Below are 22955 nucleotides of genomic sequence, written 5' to 3'. Positions count from 1 at the left end.
GATATCGGATACGAGAATATACGATATCCACTCCAGGATGTATTGGATAGGGGGACGACGAAGAGTCCGTCGCTCGAGCGGCGGTGACCCCTCCGTCGTGCCAGGCTCGCGGCAGGAGGTACGCCATGAGTCGACTGACCCTGCCCCCGCTGGTCGTGGTGATGGGGATCTCCGGAGTGGGCAAGTCCGAGGTCGGGCACGCCCTCGCCGAACGCTTCGACGTCCCGTACGAGGACGGGGACGCCTTCCACTCGGAGGAGAACATCGCGAAGATGTCCGCAGGGACGCCGCTGACCGACGACGACCGGTGGCCCTGGCTCGAGGCGATCGGCGAGTGGCTCCACGCGCACGACGCGACCGGGGGAGTGGTGAGCTGCTCGGCGCTGCGGCGGGTCTACCGTGACGTGCTGGTGGCGGCCGCCCCGCGGGTGGCGTTCCTGCACCTCGCCGGCGACCACGACCTGATCCGCGAGCGGATGGAGCACCGCGACCACTTCATGCCGGTCTCGCTGCTCCAGTCGCAGGAGGAGACCCTCGAACAGCTCGAGCCCGACGAGAACGGTGAGCTTCTCGACATCACGCCGAGCCCGGCCGAGATCGTCGACGAGTTCCTCGCTCGGACCGAGGTCGTCGACGGGAGGGGAGCGCGATGAGCGACCCCGCCGGCCTCTTCGGCATCCTGGGGACCCAGGACGCGGTGACCCCCGCCGCGGGGACCGCCCAGCTCGTCACCGCCGCCCTCTGCGGGATCGCGCTGATCGTCGTCCTCATCGTCTGGTTGAAGGTCCACCCGTTCCTCGCCCTGACTCTCGGCTCCCTGACGGTCGGTGCGGTGGCGACCATGCCGTTGGCCGACACCCTCGAGAGCTTCACGGCCGGGGTCGGCAGCACGGTCGCCGGCGTGGGCGTGCTCATCGCGCTCGGCGCGATGTTCGGCAAGCTGCTGGCTGACTCCGGCGGTGCGGACCAGATCGTCGACACCATCGTCGGCCGCTCCAGCACCCGGATGCTGCCGTGGACGATGGCCGGCATCGGCGCCCTGATCGGCCTGCCGATGTTCTTCGAGATCGGGCTCGTCCTCCTGATGCCCGTGATCTACCTCGTGGCGAAGCGCTCCGGGCTGTCGCTCATCGCGATCGGCCTCCCGACGCTGGCCGGCCTGTCGGCGATGCACGGGTTCGTGCCGCCGCACCCCGGTCCGCTCGCCGCGATCGACGTGCTGAGTGCCGACGTCGGCCTCACGCTCGGTCTCGGCATCGTCGTCGCGATCCCGACCGTCGTGGTCGCGGGGCCGTTGTTCACGATGGCCGCGAGGCGCTGGGTCGACGTCAGCGCCGAGTCCGCCGCGTACGAGTCCACCCGCGACACCGAGGGGCGGCGCCCGTCCTTCGGGATCACGCTGGCGACCGTCCTCCTCCCGGTGGTCCTCATGATGGCCAAGGCGGTGGCCGACCTCGTCCTCGACGAGGACGGCATCTCGTACGCCTTCATGGACTTCGTGGGCGAGCCGCTCGTCGCGCTCCTCATCGCCGTGATCGTCGCGATGTTCACCCTCGGCGTCGGGTCGGGGATGGGGCGCGACGAGCTGAGCCACTCGATCAGCACCTCGCTGCCTCCGATCGCCGGCATCATCCTCATCGTCGGTGCCGGCGGCGGGTTCAAGCAGGTGCTCATCGACTCCGGCATCGGCGAGGTCATCGCCGACTTCGTCACCGACTCCGGGATCTCGGTCGTCCTCGTGGCCTGGCTGGTCGCGGTGCTCATCCGCCTGGCGACGGGGTCGGCGACGGTCGCGACGATCACCGCCGCGGGGATCATGGTCCCGCTGACCGAGGGGATGTCGCAGGGCGAGATCTCGCTCCTCGTGCTCGCGATCGGCGCCGGGTCGGTGTTCTTCTCCCACGTCAACGACGCCGGCTTCTGGCTCATCAAGGAGTACTTCGGCATGACGGTCGGCCAGACGATCAAGTCGTGGTCGCTGATGGAGACGGCGCTGTCGGTCTCCGGCCTGGTGTTCGTCCTGCTGATGCACCTGGTGGTCTAGGCCCGCGCGTTCGCCCTCGGCGTACAGACCGAAACTTGGTGGGAAGGGCAACCACATCGGGGTAGGTTCGTCGCGTGCTGTGGACCCTCGCACGGACCTACCTGCGTCCGTACCGCGTCCCGATCGCGCTGGTGATGGTCTTCCAGCTCGTCGCGACGCTCGCCAACCTCTACCTCCCCGGACTCAACGCCGACATCATCGACAAGGGGATCGTCAACGGCGACACCGGCTACATCCTCGGTGTCGGCGCGGTGATGCTGCTCGTCACCGTCGTCCAGATGGTGTGCACCATCGTGGCCGTCTACTACGGCGCCCGTACGGCGATGGCCTTCGGCCGCGACCTGCGGGCGGCGGTGTTCACCAAGGTGGAGACCTTCGCCTCCCAGGAGGTCGCGCGGTTCGGGGCGCCGACGCTCATCACCCGCAGCACCAACGACGTCCAGCAGATCCAGATGGTCACCTTCATGGTGTTCGTGCTGCTGGTGGCCGCCCCGATCATGTGCGTCGGCGGCATCGTGATGGCGCTGCGCCAGGACGTGGGCCTCTCGTGGCTGATCGCCGTCGTGATCCCCGTGCTGGTGCTGTCCGTGGGCTTCATCATCTCGCGGATGCGCCCGTACTTCCGTCAGATGCAGGTCAAGATCGACGTCATCAACCGCGTCCTGCGCGAGCAGATCATGGGGATCCAGGTCATCCGCGCGTTCGTGAAGGGCCAGTACGAGCGCGACCGCTTCGAGGCGGCCAACCACGAGTACCGCGACGTCGCGATCAAGGCAGGGCAGTGGATGGCCCTCATGTTCCCCACGGTCATGCTCGTGATGAACGCCTCCAGCGTCGCCGTCCTGTGGTTCGGCGGGCACCGGGTCGCCGACGGCACGCTCGAGGTCGGCACCCTCACCGCCTACCTCACCTACCTCGTCCAGATCCTGATGGCGGTCATGATGGCGACCTTCATGTTCGTGATGCTGCCGCGCGCGGAGGTCTCGGCCGAGCGCATCCAGGAGGTGCTGGCGACCGAGCCGAGCGTACGCAACGCGCCCGGCGCCGACGGTGCTCCGGTCCTGCGGGGCCAGGTAGACCTCGTCGGCGTGAGCTTCAGCTATCCCGAGGCCGAGGAGCCGGTGCTCTGCGACGTCGACCTCACGGCGAGGCCGGGGGAGACCACGGCCATCATCGGCTCGACGGGCAGCGGCAAGTCGACGCTGCTCAACCTGGTGCCGCGGCTCTTCGACGCCACGGGCGGGCAGGTCCTGCTCGACGGCGTCGACGTCCGCGACCGGGAGCTGACCCAGGTGTGGGACGCGATGGGCCTGGTCCCGCAGAAGGCCTTCCTCTTCTCCGGCACCGTCGCCACGAACCTGCGGATGGGCGATCCGAACGCCACCGACGAGCAGCTCTGGGAGGCGTTGGAGATCGCGCAGGCGCGCGACTTCGTCGAGGCGATGCCCGAAGGGCTCCACGCGCCGATCGCGCAGGGCGGCACGAACGTGTCCGGCGGCCAGCGGCAGCGTCTCGCGATCGCCCGCGCGATCGTGAGCCGCCCGCTCGTCTATCTGTTCGACGACGCCTTCTCGGCCCTCGACTTCGCCACGGACGCCGCGCTGCGGCGCGCCCTGCGTACGGTCACCGCCGAGGCCGCCGTCATCGTCGTCGCGCAGCGCGTGAGCACCATCCGCGACGCCGACCGCATCGTCGTCCTCGACGAGGGCCGGGTCGTCGGCACCGGCACGCACACCACCTTGATGGACACCTGCGAGACCTACCGCGAGATCGTCCTCTCCCAGCTGACCGAGCAGGAGGCAGCATGAGCAGCCGCGGTCCCGGCCCGGCGCTGGGCATGCAGGCCCCGCAGCGGGCGAAGTCGTTCCGCAGGTCCGCCCGACGTCTCGTCGCCACGCTCCTGCGGGACCGGGTGACGACGGCGGCGATCCTCGCCCTGGCCGTGATCGGGGTCGCGCTGAGCGTGATCGGCCCGTGGATCCTCGGCCGCGCGACCGACATCGTGTTCGAGGGCTACCTCGCGAGCCGTTTCCCCGCCGATCTCTCCAAGGCGGAGGTGGTCGCCGGCCTGCGCGCCGACGGCGACGACCGGGTCGCCGACATGGTCCAGGCGATGGACCTCCAGCCGGGCCAGGGCATCGACTTCGAGGCGCTGGGGTGGATCCTCGTCGCCGCGCTGGTGCTCTACGTCCTCTCGTCGCTGTTCATGTACGTCCAGGGCGTGATGACGACGCGCCTCGTCCAGCGCACCGTGGCCGGCATGCGTACCGAGGTCGAGGAGAAGGTCGGCCGGCTCCCGCTCTCGTACTTCGACTCCCGTGCCCGTGGCGAGATCCTGTCGCGGGTCACCAACGACCTCGACAACATCGCGCAGTCGCTCCAGCAGACAATCAGCCAGCTCCTGGTCTCGGTGCTCACGGTGGTCGGCGTGCTGGTGGCGATGCTGACGATCTCGCCGCTGCTCACCCTCGTCGCGCTCGTGACGATCCCGGTCGCCGTCGTGGTGACCGGGCTGGTCGCGAAGCGGTCCCAGCCGCAGTTCGTCGCCCAGTGGGCCGCGACCGGACAGCTCAACGGGCACGTCGAGGAGAACTTCACCGGTCACGAGATCGTGAAGGTCTTCGGCCGCCAGGAGCAGGCGCGGGAGGAGTTCACCGCGGCCAACGCGCGGGTGTACGACGCCGGGTTCCGGGCGCAGTTCGTCTCCGGGATCATCCAGCCGGTGATGATGTTCGTCTCGAACGTCAACTACGTCGCCGTCGCCGTCATCGGAGCCGTGCGCGTCGGGTCGGGGACGATCAGCATCGGCGACGTCCAGGCGTTCATCCAGTACTCGCGCCAGTTCACCCAGCCGCTGACCCAGATCGCGTCGATGATCAACCTGCTGCAGTCGGGCGTGGCGTCGGCGGAGCGGGTCTTCGAGCTCCTCGACGAGACCGAGGAGGTCCCCGACCCGCCGGACGCGCTCGCCCCGGCGATCGTGCAGGGCCGCGTCGCCTTCGAGGACGTGTCCTTCTCGTACGACCCGGACAAGCCGCTGATCGAGCACCTCGACCTCGTGGCCGAGCCCGGCCAGACGGTCGCGATCGTCGGCCCGACGGGCGCAGGCAAGACGACGCTGACCAACCTCGCGCTGCGCTTCTACGACGTCGACGGCGGTCGCATCACCCTCGACGGCGTCGACATCCGCGCGATGGACCGCGACGTGCTCCGCGACAACTTCGGTGTGGTCCTGCAGGACGCGTGGGTGTTCCACGGCACGATCCGCGAGAACATCGCGTACGGGGCCGATGGTGCGTCGGAGGAGCAGATCGTGTCCGCGGCGCAGGCGGCGTACGTGGACCACTTCGTCCGCACCCTGCCCGATGGCTACGACACCGTGATCGACGACGACGGCGGCAACCTCAGCGCCGGTCAGCGCCAGCTGCTCACGATCGCGCGCGCGTTCCTCGCCGACCCGTCGATCCTGGTGCTCGACGAGGCCACGAGCTCGGTCGACACCCGGACCGAGGCCCTGGTGCAGAAGGCGATGGAGCAGCTGCGCTCCGGACGTACGAGCTTCGTCATCGCGCACCGCCTGTCCACCATCCGCGACGCCAGCCGGATCGTGGTCATGGAGCAGGGCCGGATCGTCGAGCAGGGCACCCACGACGAGCTCATCGCCGCCGCAGGCGCGTACGCGCGGCTCTACCAGGCGCAGTTCGCCGGCGCGGAGGTGTGACGGCGTCGGCGTGGGGGTCAGTCGGGGACGTGCTCGGCGTGGCCGTGGGCGACCAGCCGGGCGCGGAGCCGTTCGGCGGCCTCGTCCAGCGACGCGGGAGACGGGTCCGGGTCGACGGCAGCGAAGCTGAAGTCGTCGAGTCCCCAGACCGGCCACACATGGACGTGGAGGTGCGGGATCTCGAACCCCGCGACCATGGTGCCGACCCTCGGGCTGTCCCACTCGGCCTGCTGGGCGCTGCCGATCCGCTTCGCGACCGTCATCAGGCGGGCGAGCAGCGCGTCGTCGGCGTCGATCCAGTGGTCGACCTCCTCGCGCGGGACGACCAGCGTGTGGCCGGGCCGGATCGGCCCGATGCTCAAGAAGGCGACCACCTCGTCGTCCGCCCACACGAACCTTCCCGGGATCTCGCCGGCGATGATCTTGGAGAAGAGGGTGCTCATGAAGAGCAGTCTGCCGTACGGAGTTGGAGCGCCGAGCGGCGTTCTGGCACAATGGACAGTCGATTCCGTCTCGCGGGCGAACCCTCTCATTCGGCCGCGTCCGGATCCGCGATCAGGCGGCCCGTTCCCCACACGGTTCCCGCTGGATCACCACACCACATTCATTTGAGGAGACACCACACCCGTGGCCGTCAAGATTCGCCTGAAGCGGATGGGCAAGATCCGCACCCCGTTCTACCGTGTCGTCGTCGCTGACTCGCGCACCAAGCGTGACGGTCGCGTCATCGAGGAGATCGGGACGTACAACCCCAAGGCCGACCCGTCGATCATCAACATCGACTCCGAGCGCGCCCAGCACTGGCTCTCGGTCGGCGCCCAGCCGAGCGAGGCCGTCGCCGCGCTGCTCAAGCTCACCGGCGACCTCCAGCGGTCGAAGGGCGAGAAGGCCGAGTCGACCGTCAAGGTCGCCGAGCCCAAGCGCGACAAGGCCGAGATCTTCAACGAGGCCCTCAAGGCCGTCCACGACGTGCCTGCGTCCGAGGCCGTCACGAAGAAGGCCCCGGCCAAGAAGGCCGCGAAGGCCGACGACGCGGCCGAGGCTGCTGAGGCAGCTCCCTCGGAGGCCTGAGTCCCGTGATGGTCGCCGAAGTCATCGAGCACCTGGTCGGCGGCATCGTCGACCACCCGGACGACGTGGACGTCACCCCCAAGCAGCTGCGACGCGGCCTGCTGTTCGAGGTCCGGGTGCACCCCGAGGACCTCGGCAAGGTGATCGGACGCCACGGTCGTACGGCCACGGCGATCCGGACCGTCGCCGGCGCGATCGCCGGCAAGGGCGGCGCCCGGATCGACTTCGTCGACGTCGACCGGCGTCGCTGACGACGTGGAGATCGTCGTCGGTCGTATCGGCCGTGCGCACGGCATCCGCGGTGAGGTCAGCATCGACCTGACGACCGACGAGCCCGAGAAGCGATTCGCCTCGGGCTCGTCGGTCGTCGTGCGTCCTCGCTCCGGAGCCGCGCGCACGCTCGTCATCCGGGGCACGCGCCCGCACCAGGGGCGCCTCCTCGTCACCTTCGAGCAGGTCCCCGACCGGACGGCCGCCGAGGAGCTGCGTGGCGCCCAGGTCGTCGTCGACGTCGACGAGACCGAGCGGCCGGACGACCCGGAGGAGTTCTACGACCACCAGCTGGTCGATCTGCGGGTGCTCAGCGGCGGCGTCGAGCGCGGCGTCGTACGCGAGGTGCTGCACCTGCCCGCGCAGGACATGCTCGCCGTCGAGCGGTCGGACGGCGTCGAGGTGCTGGTGCCGTTCGTCGCGGCGCTCGTCACCGACGTGGACCTCGACGCCGGAGTCGTGCACGTCGCCGCCGTCGAGGGTCTGCTCGATCCCGAGCTGTCCGAGGACGCCGGGCCTCGATGATGCGCATCGACGTCCTCACGATCTTCCCCGCCTACCTCGCGCCGCTGGACCTCTCCCTGCCGGGCAAGGCACGGCAGCGCGGCCTGCTCGACCTGCGGGTGCGCGACCTGCGCGAGCACACCCACGACCGTCACCGCACGGTCGACGACACCCCGTACGGCGGCGGTGCCGGGATGGTGATGCGCCCCGAGCCGTGGGGCGAGGCGCTCGACGCGATGCTCGACGACCGTGGGGACGGCGACGGTGCCGACGCCCCTGTCCTGCTCGTCCCGACACCCTCAGGGAGGCCGTTCAAGCAGGCCGACGCCGAGCGCCTGGCGCACGAGCCGTGGCTCGCTTTCGCCTGCGGTCGCTACGAGGGGATCGACCAGCGTGTCATCGACTGGGCCTCAGAGCGGATGCGCGTCGAGGAGGTCTCGCTCGGTGACTTCGTCCTCAACGGGGGAGAGGTCGCCGCGCTCGCGATGATCGAGGCGGTCATCCGGCTGCTGCCGGGGTTCATGGGCAACCCCGAGTCGCTGGCCGAGGAGTCTCACGGGTCCGACGGGCTCCTGGAGTACCCCGTCTACACCAAGCCGACCCGCTGGCGCGACCACGAGGTGCCGCCGATCCTGCTGTCGGGCGACCACGCGCGGATCGCCGCTTGGCGCAGGGAGCAGGCCCGCCTGCGTACGGCTGAGCGCCGGCCCGACCTGCTCGACCGCACCGACTCCTGATCGTCAGCGCGGAGCGCGCACGCGCTCGGTGGCCTCGGGCCGTGCCCCCGCCTGCTCGTCGCCGAGCGTCATCACCAGGCCTCGGCGGTGCGCGGACGTCACCGCGGCGACGCGGTCGCTGACACCGAGCTTGCGGTAGACGTTCTCGAGGTGCTTGTGGACGGTCCGCGCGGAGATGCCGAGGCTGCGTCCGATGGACTCGGCGGTGCGGCTCTCGGCCAGCATCGCCAAGATCGTGTGCTCGCGCGGGGTGAGGTCGACCTCGTCCTCGGGCTGCGGGGTCGGCGTCGTGGCGGCCGCGACGAGGCGGATGTGGGACTCGAGCCCGCGTACGAGGTCGTGCAGGGCCCTCGCCCGGGGCAGCGCCCAGCGCGGGAACGGGTCCTCGCGGACCAGCACGTAGCCCTCAAGGACACCGTCGCGCTCGTTACGGGTCGGCAGGGCGAGCTGGTGGATGCCGATGTCGAGCGAGCTCAGGAGGCGCAGCAGCGGCGCCGGGAGGGCCAGAGGGCTCTGGTCCGGGGTCAGCAGCTGGCTCGGCTCGAGCGACCCCGTCCGCAGGTAGTGCAGCAGCAGCGGGTGGGTGCGCTCGAGGGTGCGCACGCCGTACGGCCAGCGCATCGCGTCGAACGCGATGTCCTGGGGGAACGCCTGCACGCCCAGTGCGCCCGACTGCCGGTCGAAGCTCACGTGGGCGCCCGCACGCGCGTCGAAGTCGTGGAGGAGGTGCTCGGCCAGGTGGCGGCGCGCGACGGCGGTGTCCTCCTCGGTGAGGACCGCCGCGGCGACCTCGATCCACCGCGCTGCGACGTCCGGCACCTTGTGCCCCCCTTCTCTCGCGCGCTCTAGGCGTGAGAGTAACGAAGATGCGGGACCCCGCGCTGCGTGGCGCCGTCGCTGAGACACCCCGCCCGCACCTGTCGCGGCGAGCGGCTGTTGCTACGTACCCTTACGTATACCGTCGCCTCGGCCGTCGGCCCTAGGCTCACAGCGGGGTCCAGCACCGTCGGCGACGTCATCGGGGGAGATGCCGCGAGACGCGGTGCTGGACCCCCTTCGCATGCCCCGACCGTCGCGCCTGACTCGATTAACGGCCGCCAGGGCGCGTGTGGCAGACTGGGAGGTCGGTGCTGGGCTCTGCTGCCACAGGGGTGTCGAGCCGACCTGACCGTCGCGAGGCGACGAATCGCAGCACCGTTTCCCCGCATTCGTACACCGCACATGTCGTGGGTGACCTGTGGCACCGACGAGGAAGAGATGAGATGACCAACGTAGTCGACGCCGTCGCGAGCCAGTCGCTCCGTGACGACGTCCCCGAGTTCCGCGCCGGCGACACCGTCAAGGTGCACGTCAAGGTGATCGAGGGCAACCGCTCGCGCGTCCAGGTGTTCCAGGGCGTCGCGATCCGTATCCAGGGCTCCGGGGTCGGTCGTACGTTCACCGTCCGCAAGGTGAGCTTCGGCGTGGGCGTCGAGCGGACCTTCCCGCTCCACACGCCGATCATCGAGAAGATCGAGGTCGTGACCCGCGGCGACGTCCGTCGCGCGAAGCTTTACTACCTCCGCAACCTGCGCGGCAAGGCGGCCAAGATCAAGGAGAAGCGCGAGTCCTGAGCAGTGCCGGGGGGCAGCTGTGGAGGAGCGTGAGGGCAGGTCCACGGACCGCCCTGAAGAGCTCGTACCGGGGACGCACCGGGCAGCCCGTGCGACGGGCGGCCCGGTGCGTCCGCGCGTGCGGACGCTCGTGGGTCGCTGGGGCGACCGGGCAGTGCCGCTCTGGATCGAGGTCGTCTCGCTCCTGCTCGTCGCCCTGCTCCTGTCCCTCGTCGTGAAGTCGCTGTTCCTCCAGACGTTCTACGTCCCCTCGGAGTCGATGGAGCCGACGCTCACCGGCAACCCCGACGGCGCCCAGGACCGGATCGTCGTCCAGAAGGTCTCGTACTGGGGCCGCGCCCCGCACCGCGGCGAGGTCGTGGTCTTCGAGGACCCCGGCGGCTGGCTGTCGTCCGGCGAGGTCCACGACTCGACCAACGCCGCCCAGAAGCTGCTGTCGACGGCCGGGCTCGCTCCGTCCGGCGGCCACCTGGTCAAGCGCGTCATCGGCGTGGGCGGCGACACCGTGCAGTGCTGCGACACGCTCGGGCGCATCGAGGTCAACGGCGTCGCGATCGAGGAGCCGTACGTCAAGGACGCCTCCGCGACGGCCCGTACGCCCTTCGACGTGACGGTGCCCCACGGGTACCTGTGGGTGATGGGCGACAACCGCGGCAACTCGGCCGACTCGAGGGCCCACGTCGACGATCCTGGCGGCGGTTTCGTGCCTGACGACAAGGTCGTCGGCAAGGTCGCTTTCGTCGTCTGGCCGTGGAAGGATCGCGCCGTCCTCCACGATCCCGAGACCTTCGCCTCACTCGACTGACCGTACGGCGGCTCGCGACGGTCGGCCTGGAGCGCGGGGCTAGGCTGTGGGCGTGACGTCCCACGAAGAGACCGCCGAGAGCGCGCCCATGAGCCGCTCCGGCAAGGAGAAGCGCAAGCCGCTGCCCCTCTGGCAGGAGACGATCCTGCTGGTGGTGATCGCGCTGGTGCTGGCGCTGATCGTCAAGACGTTCTTCGTGCAGGCGTTCTGGATCCCTTCCGGCTCGATGGAGAACACGCTCCAGGTCGACGACCGGATCCTCGTCCAGAAGGTGTCGTACTGGGCCGGCGAGCCGCAGCGCGGCGACGTCGTCGTGTTCGACGACCCGGGCGACTGGCTCGGTGCGGGCTACGAGGAAGAGGTCGGCCCGGTCCAGAAGGCGTTGTCGGTCTTCGGTCTGTTCCCGACCGGCGGTCACCTCGTGAAGCGCGTCATCGGCGTGGGCGGCGACCGGGTGGTCTGCTGCGACGCCGAGGGGCGCCTGCAGGTCAACGGCGTCTCGATCGACGAGCCGTACGTGCTCGACCCGGACGCCACGGCCGACGCGCGCTTCGACGTCGTGGTCCCGGAGGGCAGGCTCTGGCTGATGGGCGACAACCGCGGCAACTCGACCGACTCCCGCGCCCACCAGGGCGGCCCGGGTGGAGGCTTCGTCCGCGAGGACGCGGTGCTCGGCAAGGCGTGGGCCGTGGTGTGGCCGCTCAAGCGGGCCGGCTCTGCCGGCTCGGACCACGAGCCGTTCGCGGACGTCCCTGACCCAGGCTGAGGCTCGGGCCGATGACGCAGGTGGCACGCGGAGCGACCATCCGCAAGGACGCCGGGTTGTACGGCTACGACCGTGCGCTGCGTCGCGCCGGGTTCGGCGCGGTGGCGGGAGTGGACGAGGCGGGGCGCGGGGCGTGCGCCGGCCCTCTCGTGGCCGCGGCGGTGATCTTGCCTGAGGGACGCCGGGGCGAGGTGCCGGGGCTGGCCGACTCCAAGCTGCTGACGCCCGCGCGCCGCGAGGCGTGCTACGCCGAGGTCGTCCGTCGTGCCGTCGCCTGGTCGGTCGTGGTGATGAGCCCGGCCGACTGCGACGCGCTCGGCATGCACCACGTCAACATCACCGCGCTGCGGCGGGCGCTCGCGCGGCTGTCCATCAAGCCCGACTACGTCCTCAGCGACGGCTTCAGCGTCGACGGGCTCGGTGTGCCGGGTCTCGCGGTCTGGAAAGGCGACCGGGTCTCGGCGTCGATCGCGGCGGCCTCGGTCGTCGCCAAGGTGACCCGTGACCGGATGATGTGCGAGCTCCACGCGGAGTACCCGGAGTACGAGTTCGCCATCCACAAGGGGTACGTGACGGCGCTCCACGAGGAGCGGCTGGCCCGGTACGGCCCGTCGCCGGTCCACCGGCTGCGCTACCAGAACGTCCGCGCGGCGGCCGGGCTCGCTCGTTACGCTGGTGCGGCAACCACCGAGGGAGTGCGATGAGCGCGGAGGACCTGGAGCGGTACGAGGCGGAGATGGAGCTCGCGCTCTACCGCGAGTACCGCGACGTCGTCGGCATCTTCACGTACGTCGTGGAGACGGACCGGCGCTTCTACCTGTGCAACGGCGTGGACGTGAAGGTGCGTTCGGAGACGGGCGACGCCTACTTCGAGGTGACCATGACGGACGCGTGGGTGTGGGACATCTACCGCCCCGCGCGCTTCGCGAAGAACGTCAAGGTCCTCACCTTCAAGGACGTGAACGTCGAGGAGCTCGCGACGAGCGACTTCGAGCCGCCGAAGGCGTGATCGAGCTCTCCGTCGTCCACAGGCCTGGCCGTTCCCCAGGTGCCGTGCGTCCCGCGGCCGCGTCGGCGTGCCGGACCCACACTCTCGGCGGAGGTGGTGGTCATGGGCTCGACCTACGAGCAGCGGCAGGCCGTCGGCGTCCACGGCGAGAACGTCGCGGCGGAGTACGTGCAGAGACAGGGCATGGAGGTGGTCGCCCGCAACTGGCGGTGCCGGTGGGGTGAGATCGACCTGGTGGCGCGCGACGCCGAGACGATGGTGTTCTGCGAGGTCAAGACCCGGCGGAGCACCGCGTACGGGACGCCGCTCGAGGCGGTGACGCCGCAGAAGGCGGCCCGGCTTCGCAGGCTGGCGGGGCTGTTCCTCGCCGAGCACGACGTGAGTCCCGTGATGGTGCGCATCGACGTGATCGGCGTGCTGGTGCCCTCGCGGGGCGCGGCGCAGGTCACGCACGTGGTGGGGGTGGCGTGATGGCGTTGGGTCGGACGCGGTCGGTGTCGCTGGAGGGGATGCGCGGACGCGTGGTCGAGATCGAGGTCGACGTGAGCGCGGGGCTTCCGCGCACCACGCTCGTCGGGCTGCCGGACGCCTCGCTCGCGGAGGCGCGCGACCGGTGCCGGGCGGCAGTCGTCAACAGCCGCCACTCGTGGCCGGACCGCAAGGTCACGATCAACCTCTCACCTGCGGGCCTGCCGAAGTCGGGCGCACACTTCGACCTCGGCATCGCGCTCGCGGTGCTCGCCAGCCAGCAGGTGGTGCCGCACGACCGGCTCGCGAGCGCCGCCGTGCTCGGCGAGCTGCGCCTCGACGGCCGTCTGCGTGCCGTGGCCGGGGTCCTTCCTGCGACGGTCGCGGCGGTGGCGGCCGGCTGCGAGCGCATCATCGTCCCCGAGCCCAACGCGGGGGAGGCGGCGATCGTCGAGGGCGCGCACGTGCTGGGGGTCCGTTCGCTGCGGCACGCCGTCGCGCTGCTGCGTGGCGACGAGCCGCCGGACGACCCGCCCGTCGACCCGCTCGCCGAGCAGGCACCCGGTGGCGGCCGGCTCGACGGACTTGACCTGACCGACGTCGCCGGGCAGGACGATGCGCGGACGGCGATGGTGATCGCGGCAGCCGGTCTGCACCATGTCCTGCTCACCGGACCGCCGGGGGTGGGCAAGACCATGCTCGCGCAGCGGCTTCCTGGGCTGCTTCCCGACCTCGACCGGCAGGAGTCGCTGGAGACGAGCGCGGTGTACTCGGTCGCGGGGCTCCTCTCGCCGGAGGCACCGCTGCTCGACCGTCCGCCGTTCGTCGACCCTCACCACACCGCTTCCGCCCAGGCACTGGTCGGGGGAGGCAGCCGCGTGGTCCGGCCAGGCGCCCTGAGCCTGGCGCACAACGGCGTCCTCTTCCTGGACGAGGCGCCGGAGTTCCGGCGAGACGTCATCGAGGCGCTGCGCCAGCCGCTCGAGAGCGGGCGCGTGACCATCTCGCGAGCGGCGCAGACGGCCGAGTTCCCCGCGCGGTTCCTGCTGGTCCTCGCGGCGAACCCGTGCCCGTGCGGTCAGAAGGCGGGCCGATCCGACCTGTGCACGTGCCTGCCCCTCGACAAGCGTCGCTACTCCGAGCGGCTCTCCGCACCGGTCCGCGACCGGATCGACCTCCAGCCGTCCGTCGGACCGGTCTCTGCCCGTCACCACGGCCCGCTCGACGCAGCGCGGACCCCGACCGCCGTCGCGGCAGCACGGGTCGCCGAGGCGCGGGACCGTCAGCGGCTCCGTCTCGCCGCGACGCCGTGGCGGACCAACGGCGAGGTGCCGGGTGCGGTCCTGCGCCGCGAGATCGCGACTCCTCCCGTGGTCGTCGCCGAGGTGGACCGTTCGACGCGCTCGGGCGCCATCAACGCGAGGACGGCCGACCGGCTCCTGCGTGTCGCCTGGACCGTCGCCGATCTCCGCGGGCGGGACGCGCCCGACCCCGACGACCTGGCGACGGCGACGGCGCTGCGCCAGGGCGCGTCCCTGCCCGGTCGCCTCTGGGAGCGGGTGGTCGCGTGAGCGACGCGACGTCGCCCTCGAGGGCCGCCCGCGCCCGGCGCGCGGAGCGACGTGCACGTCTGGCGATGAGCCTGGTCGCCGAGCCGGGCGACCCTCGCATCGCCGCGCAGCTCGCCGAGCGCCCCGTGACCGACCTCCTCGCGGCGGTCGTCGCCGGCGAGCCGCCGCTCCCGGAGGCGTGGCGGTCGCGTGCAGCCGGTCTCGAGGGCAGGATCGCCGCGCTGCTCGCGGGAGCCCGGGGGAGGGGCGTGCGCTGGGTGTGCCCGGGCGACGGCGAGTGGCCGGAGCCCCTGGACGACCTCGATCAGATCGACGGTCTCCGCGGAGTGGCAGGTCGCCCTCTCGGCCTCTGGGTCCGAGGAGCCGGGCGCCTCGATCGTCTCGCCGAGAAGGCGGCAGCGGTGGTGGGGGCGCGCGACGCCACGACGTACGGCTGCGACGTCGCGGGCGACCTCGCGGCCGACCTCGCCGACGCGGGGATGACGGTCGTGAGCGGTGCGGCGTTCGGGATCGACGCGGCAGCCCATCGCGGGGCGCTCTCGCTCGACGGGCCCACGGTGGCGGTGCTCGCCTGCGGCGTCGACGTCGACTACCCCCGCGCGCACGCCGGGCTGCTCCACCGCATCGCCGAGGCAGGGGTGGTGGTCAGCGAGCATCCGCCCGGTGCGACCCCGACGAAGGGACGGTTCCTGACCCGCAACCGCGTGATCGCCGCGCTGGCGAGGGGCACCGTCGTCGTGGAGGCGGCGCGACGAAGCGGCGCCCTCAACACGCTGGGCTGGGCCAACGAGCTGGGTCGTCTCGCACTGGCCGTGCCGGGCCCCGTCACCAGCCAGACCTCGGTCGGCGTCCACCAGGCGCTCCGCACCGGTCGCGCGACGCTGGTGACCAACGGTGCCGAGGCCCTCGAGGACCTCGATGCGCTCGGGCGTCGCGACGCGACCCCGCCACCGGCGCCCCAGACGGCGTGGGACGTGCTGCCGTCCCTCGCGCGCGAGGTGCTCGAGGCCCTGCCTGCACAGGGCTCGATCACGGTGGACGTGCTCGTCTGGCGGGTCGGGACCACGGCCGAGTCCGTGCGGGAGGCCCTCGACGGGCTCGCGCGCGAGGGGTTCGTCCGGCAGGTCGACGGTGGATGGGCGCTCGCCCGGCGCGCCGACCTCGCTCCGGCCCCGCCGGGGGAAGCGCAGGGGAGGAGGGCAGAGACGCCACGGGACACCTAGACCCACCGCCCCTGCGGCGCGTCGCCTTGGCGGCGAGCGCACCCGGGTCCGAGACTCGCAGGGTGAGTGCGAGCGAACGGAGCCCGGCCTGGGCGGACGCCCTCGAGGCGTACGAGCGGCACCTGCGCTCCGAGCGAGGGCTCAGCGAGCACACCGTCCGCGCGTACACCGGCGATCTCGACCAGCTGTCCTCCCACGCCGAGGCGCTCGGGGTCCGCGACCCGTCGGCGCTCGACCTCCGCGCACTGCGCAGCTTCCTCGCGGCGCAGCAGGTCCGGGGGCGCTCGCGCAGCACCCTGTCGCGCAGGGCGGCGGCTGTGCGCCGCTTCACCGCGTGGATGGTGCGCACCGGACGCGCCGACGAGGACGCAGGGGCGCTGCTCGTCAACCCGCGCCGGCACCGTGAGCTCCCCGCGGTCCTGCGGCAGGACGAGGTCCGCGCGCTCCTCGACGCGGCAGCCGACCGGGCCGAGGGCGACGCGGTCGGCGTGCGTGACGTCGCGATCCTGGAGCTTCTGTACGCCACCGGGATCCGCGTGGGGGAGCTCTGCGGGCTCGACGTCGACGACGTCGACCACGCCCGCAGCGTCGTCCGCGTCGTGGGCAAGGGCGACAAGGAGCGCAGCGTCCCCTTCGGCCGGCCAGCCGCCCGTGCGCTCGAGCGGTGGCTCGGCCTGCGCGGCACGCTCGCCGTCGAGGGGAGCGGACCCGCGCTTTTCCTGGGGAAGCGGGGCGGCCGGATCGATCCGCGTACGGTGCGCCGGATGGTGCACGCACGCATCGAGGACGTCGAGGGCGCCCCCGATCTCGGGCCGCACGGCCTGCGGCACACCGCTGCCACGCACCTCCTCGAGGGCGGGGCCGACCTCCGCAGCGTGCAGGAGCTCCTCGGCCACGCCTCGCTCGCGACCACGCAGCTCTACACGCACGTGAGCTCCGAGCGCCTCCGGCAGGCCTACGCCCAGGCCCATCCCCGGGCCTGACCACGCGGTCCGAGCGGTGCTGCCCGCGTCGGGACGCCCGCCGACGAGGAAGTACGCTTCATTGACGGAGCACCTTCCTACAGGTGGACCGCGAGCATGCGACGAGTCCCTTCCGGTGACGGACGCATCCCTGTAGGACGCGCCACCAGCACGACGAGCCGTCCTGGCGAGCAGGGCGGTCGAACGCAGGAACGGAGCTCGAAGTTGGACTCGAAGGTCATCTACACGCACACGGACGAGGCGCCTCTCCTGGCGACCTACTCGTTCCTCCCCATCATCTCGGCGTACGCGGCGAAGGCCGGCATCACCGTCGAGACCCGTGACATCTCGCTCGCGGGCCGGATCCTCGCGCAGTTCCCGGAGCGTCTGACCGAGGACCAGCGTGTCGGTGACGCGCTCGCCGAGCTCGGCGAGCTGGCCAAGCGGCCCGAGGCCAACATCATCAAGCTGCCGAACATCAGCGCCTCGGTCCCGCAGCTGAAGGCGGCGATCACCGAGCTGCAGGGGCAGGGCTACGACCTGCCGGACTACCCCGACGACCCGTCGACCGACGAGGAGCGCGACGTGCGCGCCCGCTACGACAAGGTCAAGGGCAGCGCGGTGAACCCGGTCCTCCGCGAGGGCAACTCCGACCGCCGGGCGCCCGCGTCGGTCAAGCAGTACGCGCGCAAGCACCCGCACTCGATGGGTGCGTGGTCGCCGGACTCGAAGACCAACGTCGCCACGATGGGCGAGAACGACTTCAAGTCCAACGAGAAGTCGGTAGTCATGGAGGCCGACGACACGCTCCGGATCGAGCTCGTCACCGCCGACGGCACGACCGTCCTGCGTGACGCGGTGCCGGTGCTCGCCGGCGAGGTCGTCGACGCGACCTACCTCGACGTGGAGGCCCTGCAGGCGTTCATCGCCGACGCCATCGCCCGCGCCGAGCGCGAGGGCGTCCTGTTCAGCGTCCACCTCAAGGCCACGATGATGAAGGTCTCGGACCCGATCATCTTCGGCTACGTCGTCAAGACGTTCCTCAAGCCCGTGTTCGACACGTACGGTGACCAGCTGGCCGAGGCCGGCCTGAGCGCCAACGACGGCCTGGGTGCGATCCTCGCCGGTCTCGGCAAACTCTCGAACGGTGACGACATCGCGGCCGCGATCGACACCGCGCTCGCCGCGGGCCCGGCACTCGCCATGGTCGACTCCGACCGCGGCATCACCAACCTGCACGTCCCCAGCGACGTCATCGTCGACGCCTCGATGCCCGCGATGATCCGCACCTCGGGCCACATGTGGGGTCCGGACGGCGCCGAGGCCGACACGCTCGCGACCATCCCGGACAGCTCGTACGCGTCGGTCTACCAGACCGTCATCGACGACTGCCGCGCGAACGGCGCCTTCGACCCGTCGACCATGGGCTCGGTGCCCAACGTCGGTCTGATGGCACAGAAGGCCGAGGAGTACGGCAGCCACGACAAGACCTTCGAGATCCCCGCCGACGGCACCGTCCGTGTCGTGGCCTCGAACGGCGACGTCCTGATGGAGCACACGGTCCGCAAGGGCGACATCTGGCGCGCCTGCCAGACGAAGGACGTCCCGATCCGCGACTGGGTGAAGCTCGCCGTCACCCGCGCCCGCGCGACCGGCGCTCCCGCCGTGTTCTGGCTCGACGAGACCCGCGCGCACGACGCCAACCTCATCGCCAAGGTGAAGCAGTACCTCCCCGAGCACGACACGGAGGGCCTGCAGATCGAGATCATGAGCCCCGCGGACGCGACGCAGTTCTCCCTCGACCGCATCCGCAAGGGCGAGGACACGATCTCGGTCACCGGCAACGTGCTCCGCGACTACCTCACCGACCTCTTCCCGATCCTCGAGCTGGGCACGAGCGCCAAGATGCTCTCGGTCGTCCCGCTCATCAACGGGGGCGGTCTCTTCGAGACCGGCGCAGGCGGGTCGGCGCCCAAGCACGTGCAGCAGCTCGTCAAGGAGAACTACCTCCGCTGGGACAGCCTCGGCGAGTTCCTCGCCCTCGCGGTCAGCTTCGAGCACCTCGCGCAGGTCACCGACAACGCCCAGGCGCAGGTCCTCGCGGACACGCTCGACCGCGCGACCGCGACGTTCCTCGACGAGAACAAGTCGCCGAGCCGTCGCGTCGGGGGTCTGGACAATCGCGGCAGCCACTTCTACCTCGCGCTCTACTGGGCGCAGGAGCTCGCGCGCCAGACCGAGGACGCCGACCTCGCGGCCGCGTTCGCCCCGCTCGCCGAGACGCTCACGGCGAACGAGCAGGCGATCAACGACGAGCTGATCGCCGTCCAGGGCTCGCCCGTCGAGATCGGCGGCTACTACCGTCCGGACGACACGCTCGCGACCCAGGTCATGCGCCCGTCGCAGACGCTGAACGACGCCATCGCGTCGCTGGGCTGACGTCGACGGACTGACGTCCGCCCGCCACGGGGCCCGCCGGAGTGATCCGGCGGGCCCCGTCGTGCGTCCGGCCCGCCCTCAGCGCAGCAGCGGCGCCGGGTCGACGGGGTCTCCTGCGACCGTCACCATGAAGTGCAGGTGGCACCCCGTCGACATCCCGGTGCTCCCGACGGCACCCACGGTGGCTCCCGCCTGCACGGTCGCGCCGCTGCGGACGGCCGCCTTCGCGAGGTGGTTGTAGCTGGTGGCCAGGCCGCCTCCGTGGTCGACCACGACCCGCTGGCCGTACGCGGGGTCGTAGGTCACCGCGACCACCCGCCCGTCGGCCGCGGCACGAACGTCCGTCCCGCAGGCCGCGGCGAAGTCGGTCCCGTCGTGCAGCTTCAGCTCGCCGGTCAGCGGGTGGACACGCATCCCGTACGGCGAGCTGACCGGCGCGTCGACCGGGGCAGCCAGACCCGTCACGCCCGCCGGTGCCCGCGCCTTCGGCGGCGGGACGGGAGGCGGGCCGCTGGGCGGGACGAGCCGGACGCTCCCGCCGTGGCTCAGCAGCTCCGCGGGGTCGGCGTACGCCTCGCCGTGGCGGCGGCCCAGGTGCAGGCACGCGGCCGGGTAGCAGTGGCCACCGGCGACCAGCAGCGACCCGAGCACCTCGCCGCGCGCCACCCGCGCCCCACGCCGTACGTCGGCGTCGACGGGCTGGTACGTCGACCGGACGCCGCCGTGGTCGACGCTGACCGACCTCACCCCGCCGACGCTGCCGGCGAAGGTGACGACGCCGTCGTCGACGGCGCGCACCGGCGAGCCGGGCCGGCCGGCGAGGTCCAGACCGCGGTGACCCGCGGCGTACGGCGTCGGCGGCTGCTCGTACGTCCTCACCACGTCGGGCCGGGGCTCGAGCGGCCACGCCCATCGGGAGTCGGCGTCGCGGGGGAGCGCGGAACCGAAGGCGACCAGGAGGACGGCGAGGACGCGGAGGGAAATCATCCCGAGATGCAAACGCATCGGAGGTGGTTAGCGTGGGGGGATATCGCCCAACTGGGGACGAACACGTCAGTCGGCGGCCTGGGGACAACCCGAGCGCCGGCTGCGGGGGAGTGGGAGAACCCATGCGAGTTGTGAGTGCTGCCGTGCTGCTCGCGGCCACGGTGGTCGTCGGCCCGGCCGTCGGTGCAGGCCCGACCGGAGCCGCGCCCGCAGAGGCGGCGGAGGCCGGCGTACGCGCCGTGGCTGTGCCGGCTGCGAAGACCAGACCGCCCGGGCCACGCGTGTACGAGCGGCGGGTGGTCCGCCACACGAACCGCCAGCGCCGGGCGAACGGGCTCCGCGCGGTGAAGCGGTCGTCCTGCCTCGACCGGTACGCCCAGCGCGCGGCGAACCGGATCGCGGCGAACGGGCGGCTCGTCCACCAGGACCTCCAGCCGGTCCTGCGCCGGTGCGGCGGCCGCAAGGTCGGCGAGAACATCGCGTACGGGTACCGGTGGCCCCGGTACGTGGTCGCCGCATGGATGGACTCGCCCGGCCACCGCGCCAACATCCTCGAGCCGCACTACCGCCGCATCGGTGTGGGGGTACGCCGTGACCGGCGCGGGGTCGTCTGGGTGAGCCAGGTCTTCGCCTACCGCCGCTGAGCACGCGGCGGCGGTCTGGATTTCGCGCCCTGGAACCGGTGTCCTAGACTGGGACGAGCACCTCGACCGTCTCACGACGCGACGGGTGACTTCGCGCGCTCTGCGCCCAGCACCGCTGGGATGCGCGGCCCTGGTCCTCTCCGTACGGGGAGGCGGTCCGCGCAAGGGCGCCAGGGTGCCGGCGCCGCCGGCACGTCAACCAGGACCGGGCGCACCCGTGCGTCCAGCAGAGAAAGAGGAACGTCATGGCCGTCGTGTCCATGCGCCAGCTGCTCGAGAGCGGTGTCCACTTCGGGCACCAGACCCGCCGCTGGAACCCCAAGATGAAGCGCTTCATCCTCACCGAGCGCAACGGCATCTACATCATCGACCTGCAGCAGTCGCTGGCCTACATCGACCGCGCGTACGACTTCGTGAAGACCACGGTCGCCCGTGGCGGGACGATCCTGTTCGTCGGCACCAAGCGCCAGGCGCAGGAGGCCATCACCGAGCAGGCCACGCGCGTCGGCATGCCGTACGTCAACCACCGCTGGCTCGGCGGCATGCTCACCAACTTCTCGACCGTCCACGAGCGGATCAAGCGCCTCAAGGAGCTCGACGAGGTCGACTTCGACGACGTCGCCGGCTCGGGCCGCACCAAGAAGGAGCTCCTCCAGCTCAAGCGCGAGCACGACAAGCTCGACCGCACCCTGGGCGGCATCCGTGACATGAGCCGTACGCCGTCGGCGCTGTGGATCATCGACACCAAGAAGGAGCACCTGGCGGTCGACGAGGCCAAGAAGCTGGGCATCCCGGTCGTCGCGATCCTCGACACCAACTGCGACCCCGACGACGTCGACTACCCGATCCCGGGCAACGACGACGCGATCCGCTCCGTGACGCTGCTGACCCGCGTCGTCGCCGACGCCGTCGGCGAGGGCCTGATCGCCCGCGGCGCCGGCCGTGAGGACGCCGCCGAGGCCAGCGAGGCCGTCGCCGCCGGCGAGCCGCTCGCCGAGTGGGAGCGCGAGCTCGCGCAGGGCACCGACCCGGCCACCACCGAGGTCGCCGAGGCCGAGGTCCAGGCGTCGGCCAGCGCCGACGACACCCCGGCCGAGGTCGCCGAGGAGACCGCCGTGGCCGAGGAGAACCTCGCCGAGGGCAAGCCCGCCGACGCCTGATCCGCTCTGCGGTTCGGCGCGTCACCTGGGCCGGCTCGTCCGGCCACGCGACATCACCCCGGCCGGTCCGCCGGCCACGGACACACGACGAGAAGAGAAACAGATGGCAATCACCGCAGCAGAGGTGAAGAAGCTCCGCGACGCCACCGGCGCGGGCATGATGGACGCCAAGAAGGCGCTCACCGAGGCCGACGGCGACTACGACAAGGCCGTGGAGTTCCTCCGCGTCCACGGTCAGGCCAAGGCCGAGAAGCGTGGTGCTGAGCGCGAGGCGACGGCCGGTCTGGTCGCGGCCTCGGGCAACGCGCTCGTCGAGCTGAACGCCGAGACCGACTTCGTCGCCAAGAACGAGCAGTTCATCGCGCTCGCCGAGGAGCTCGCGGCGCTGGCCGACGCGACCAAGCCGGCCGACGCGGCGGCGTTCGCGGCCACCGACACCGGTGACGGCGTCACGGTCGCCGAGAAGATCTCCGGCCTGGCCGCGATCATCGGCGAGAAGCTCGAGCTCGGCCGCGTGGCCGTGGTCGACGGCACGGGCAAGGTCGCGACCTACCTGCACCGTCGCGCGAGCGACCTGCCGCCGGCCGTCGGCGTCCTCATCGAGTTCGAGGGCGAGGGCGAGGAGGAGGTCGCGCGCAGCGTGGCCATGCAGGTCGCCGCGATGCGCCCGCGCTACCTCACGCGTGACGAGGTCCCGGCGGACGTCGTCGCCAAGGAGCGCGAGATCGCCGAGGCCGCCGCCCGCGAGGAGGGCAAGCCGGAGCAGGCGATCTCCAAGATCGTCGACGGCAAGGTCAACGCGTTCTACAAGGACTTCGTCCTGCTCGAGCAGCCTTCGGTCACCGAGCAGAAGAAGTCGGTGAAGCAGGTCCTCGACGAGGCCGGCCTCACCGTGACGCGCTTCGCGCACATCGAGATCGGCGCCTGACGCGCCAGATCGGCGACGATGAACTGACGACGT

At 71.4% G+C, this 22955-nt stretch carries 24 protein-coding genes; 21 read left to right on the top strand and 3 right to left on the bottom strand.

Annotated elements, in window-relative coordinates; all coding sequences use genetic code 11:
• Positions 1-125 precede the first annotated feature (125 nt).
• The 4 genes from NYZ95_RS04205 to NYZ95_RS04190 all read left to right on the top strand — a co-directional run bounded on the left by NYZ95_RS04205 (position 126) and on the right by NYZ95_RS04190 (position 5765).
• A complete protein-coding gene (locus NYZ95_RS04205) occupies positions 126-653 on the top strand; it encodes a gluconokinase (RefSeq protein ID WP_262849015.1) in 528 nt (175 codons plus the stop codon).
• Complete coding sequence (locus tag NYZ95_RS04200; protein WP_262849013.1) at positions 650-2044, top strand: GntP family permease; 1395 nt, start codon at positions 650-652, stop codon at positions 2042-2044. Before NYZ95_RS04205 ends, NYZ95_RS04200 begins: the two co-directional genes overlap by 4 nt.
• A gap of 74 nt (positions 2045-2118) precedes the next feature.
• Complete coding sequence (locus NYZ95_RS04195; protein ID WP_262849011.1) at positions 2119-3852, top strand: ABC transporter ATP-binding protein; 1734 nt, start codon at positions 2119-2121, stop codon at positions 3850-3852.
• Positions 3849-5765 (top strand): ABC transporter ATP-binding protein, encoded by a 1917-nt coding sequence (locus NYZ95_RS04190; protein WP_262849009.1) that lies wholly within the window; start codon positions 3849-3851, stop codon positions 5763-5765. Before NYZ95_RS04195 ends, NYZ95_RS04190 begins: the two co-directional genes overlap by 4 nt.
• A gap of 17 nt (positions 5766-5782) precedes the next feature.
• Here the strand turns inward: NYZ95_RS04190 and NYZ95_RS04185 are convergent, their stop codons facing one another.
• Entirely contained in the window at positions 5783-6208 is a 426-nt protein-coding gene (locus NYZ95_RS04185; protein ID WP_262849007.1) for an HIT family protein, read from the bottom strand.
• Between the two features lie 184 nt (positions 6209-6392).
• On the opposite strand from NYZ95_RS04185, the gene rpsP reads away from it, so the two are divergent.
• The 4 genes from rpsP to trmD are packed head-to-tail and all read left to right on the top strand — an operon-like array spanning position 6393 to position 8347.
• Positions 6393-6836: a 30S ribosomal protein S16 gene (rpsP, locus tag NYZ95_RS04180; RefSeq protein ID WP_262849005.1), complete on the top strand. Its 444-nt coding sequence runs from the start codon at positions 6393-6395 to the stop codon at positions 6834-6836.
• An 8-nt stretch (positions 6837-6844) separates the two neighbouring features.
• Entirely contained in the window at positions 6845-7087 is a 243-nt protein-coding gene (locus tag NYZ95_RS04175; protein ID WP_139107000.1) for an RNA-binding protein, read from the top strand.
• Between the two features lie 4 nt (positions 7088-7091).
• On the top strand, positions 7092-7631 hold the full coding sequence (gene rimM / locus NYZ95_RS04170; protein WP_262849001.1) for a ribosome maturation factor RimM: 540 nt from the start codon (positions 7092-7094) through the stop codon (positions 7629-7631).
• Entirely contained in the window at positions 7628-8347 is a 720-nt protein-coding gene (gene trmD / locus NYZ95_RS04165; protein ID WP_262848999.1) for a tRNA (guanosine(37)-N1)-methyltransferase TrmD, read from the top strand. The genes rimM and trmD overlap by 4 nt, the downstream gene beginning before the upstream one ends.
• 3 nt (positions 8348-8350) lie before the next feature.
• Here the strand turns inward: trmD and NYZ95_RS04160 are convergent, their stop codons facing one another.
• Complete coding sequence (locus NYZ95_RS04160; RefSeq protein ID WP_262848996.1) at positions 8351-9166, bottom strand: helix-turn-helix transcriptional regulator; 816 nt, start codon at positions 9164-9166, stop codon at positions 8351-8353.
• Between the two features lie 443 nt (positions 9167-9609).
• Here NYZ95_RS04160 and rplS point away from each other — a divergent pair, with 443 nt between their 5' ends.
• From rplS to NYZ95_RS04110, 10 genes are all read left to right on the top strand, one after another.
• Complete coding sequence (gene rplS / locus NYZ95_RS04155; RefSeq protein ID WP_262848994.1) at positions 9610-9960, top strand: 50S ribosomal protein L19; 351 nt, start codon at positions 9610-9612, stop codon at positions 9958-9960.
• Between the two features lie 118 nt (positions 9961-10078).
• Positions 10079-10765, top strand: a complete 687-nt coding sequence (lepB, locus tag NYZ95_RS04150; RefSeq protein ID WP_262848992.1) for a signal peptidase I — start codon at positions 10079-10081, stop codon at positions 10763-10765.
• 52 nt (positions 10766-10817) lie between these two features.
• A complete protein-coding gene (gene lepB / locus NYZ95_RS04145) occupies positions 10818-11531 on the top strand; it encodes a signal peptidase I (protein WP_262848990.1) in 714 nt (237 codons plus the stop codon).
• A gap of 11 nt (positions 11532-11542) precedes the next feature.
• Positions 11543-12235, top strand: a complete 693-nt coding sequence (locus NYZ95_RS04140; RefSeq protein ID WP_262848988.1) for a ribonuclease HII — start codon at positions 11543-11545, stop codon at positions 12233-12235.
• Complete coding sequence (locus NYZ95_RS04135) at positions 12232-12540, top strand: DUF2469 domain-containing protein (protein WP_262848985.1); 309 nt, start codon at positions 12232-12234, stop codon at positions 12538-12540. Before NYZ95_RS04140 ends, NYZ95_RS04135 begins: the two co-directional genes overlap by 4 nt.
• 102 nt (positions 12541-12642) lie before the next feature.
• Complete coding sequence (locus NYZ95_RS04130) at positions 12643-13011, top strand: YraN family protein (protein WP_262848983.1); 369 nt, start codon at positions 12643-12645, stop codon at positions 13009-13011.
• Positions 13011-14579 (top strand): YifB family Mg chelatase-like AAA ATPase, encoded by a 1569-nt coding sequence (locus tag NYZ95_RS04125; protein ID WP_262848981.1) that lies wholly within the window; start codon positions 13011-13013, stop codon positions 14577-14579. The genes NYZ95_RS04130 and NYZ95_RS04125 overlap by 1 nt, the downstream gene beginning before the upstream one ends.
• Positions 14576-15802, top strand: a complete 1227-nt coding sequence (gene dprA / locus NYZ95_RS04120; RefSeq protein WP_262848979.1) for a DNA-processing protein DprA — start codon at positions 14576-14578, stop codon at positions 15800-15802. Before NYZ95_RS04125 ends, dprA begins: the two co-directional genes overlap by 4 nt.
• Positions 15803-15864: 62 nt before the next feature.
• Complete coding sequence (locus tag NYZ95_RS04115) at positions 15865-16785, top strand: tyrosine recombinase XerC (RefSeq protein WP_262848977.1); 921 nt, start codon at positions 15865-15867, stop codon at positions 16783-16785.
• 204 nt (positions 16786-16989) lie between these two features.
• The gene (locus NYZ95_RS04110; RefSeq protein WP_262848975.1) at positions 16990-19203 is read left to right on the top strand and encodes an NADP-dependent isocitrate dehydrogenase; all 2214 of its coding nucleotides are present in this window, start codon (positions 16990-16992) and stop codon (positions 19201-19203) included.
• A gap of 78 nt (positions 19204-19281) precedes the next feature.
• On the opposite strand, the gene NYZ95_RS04105 is transcribed toward NYZ95_RS04110, so the two are convergent.
• Positions 19282-20190, bottom strand: a complete 909-nt coding sequence (locus NYZ95_RS04105) for a peptidoglycan DD-metalloendopeptidase family protein (RefSeq protein WP_262848973.1) — start codon at positions 20188-20190, stop codon at positions 19282-19284.
• 122 nt (positions 20191-20312) lie between these two features.
• On the opposite strand from NYZ95_RS04105, the gene NYZ95_RS04100 reads away from it, so the two are divergent.
• The 3 genes from NYZ95_RS04100 (at position 20313) to tsf (ending at position 22922) form a co-directional block, all read left to right on the top strand.
• A complete protein-coding gene (locus NYZ95_RS04100) occupies positions 20313-20834 on the top strand; it encodes a CAP domain-containing protein (RefSeq protein WP_262848971.1) in 522 nt (173 codons plus the stop codon).
• 245 nt (positions 20835-21079) lie between these two features.
• Positions 21080-21994, top strand: a complete 915-nt coding sequence (rpsB, locus tag NYZ95_RS04095; RefSeq protein ID WP_262848968.1) for a 30S ribosomal protein S2 — start codon at positions 21080-21082, stop codon at positions 21992-21994.
• Between the two features lie 103 nt (positions 21995-22097).
• Positions 22098-22922 (top strand): translation elongation factor Ts, encoded by an 825-nt coding sequence (gene tsf / locus NYZ95_RS04090; protein WP_262848966.1) that lies wholly within the window; start codon positions 22098-22100, stop codon positions 22920-22922.
• The last annotated feature ends 33 nt before the right edge of the window (positions 22923-22955 follow it).

The sequence above is a fragment of the Mumia quercus genome (assembly GCF_025506335.1).
Lineage (GTDB): Bacteria > Actinomycetota > Actinomycetes > Propionibacteriales > Nocardioidaceae > Mumia > Mumia quercus.
This window is presented reverse-complemented; position numbering and strand designations above follow the sequence as displayed.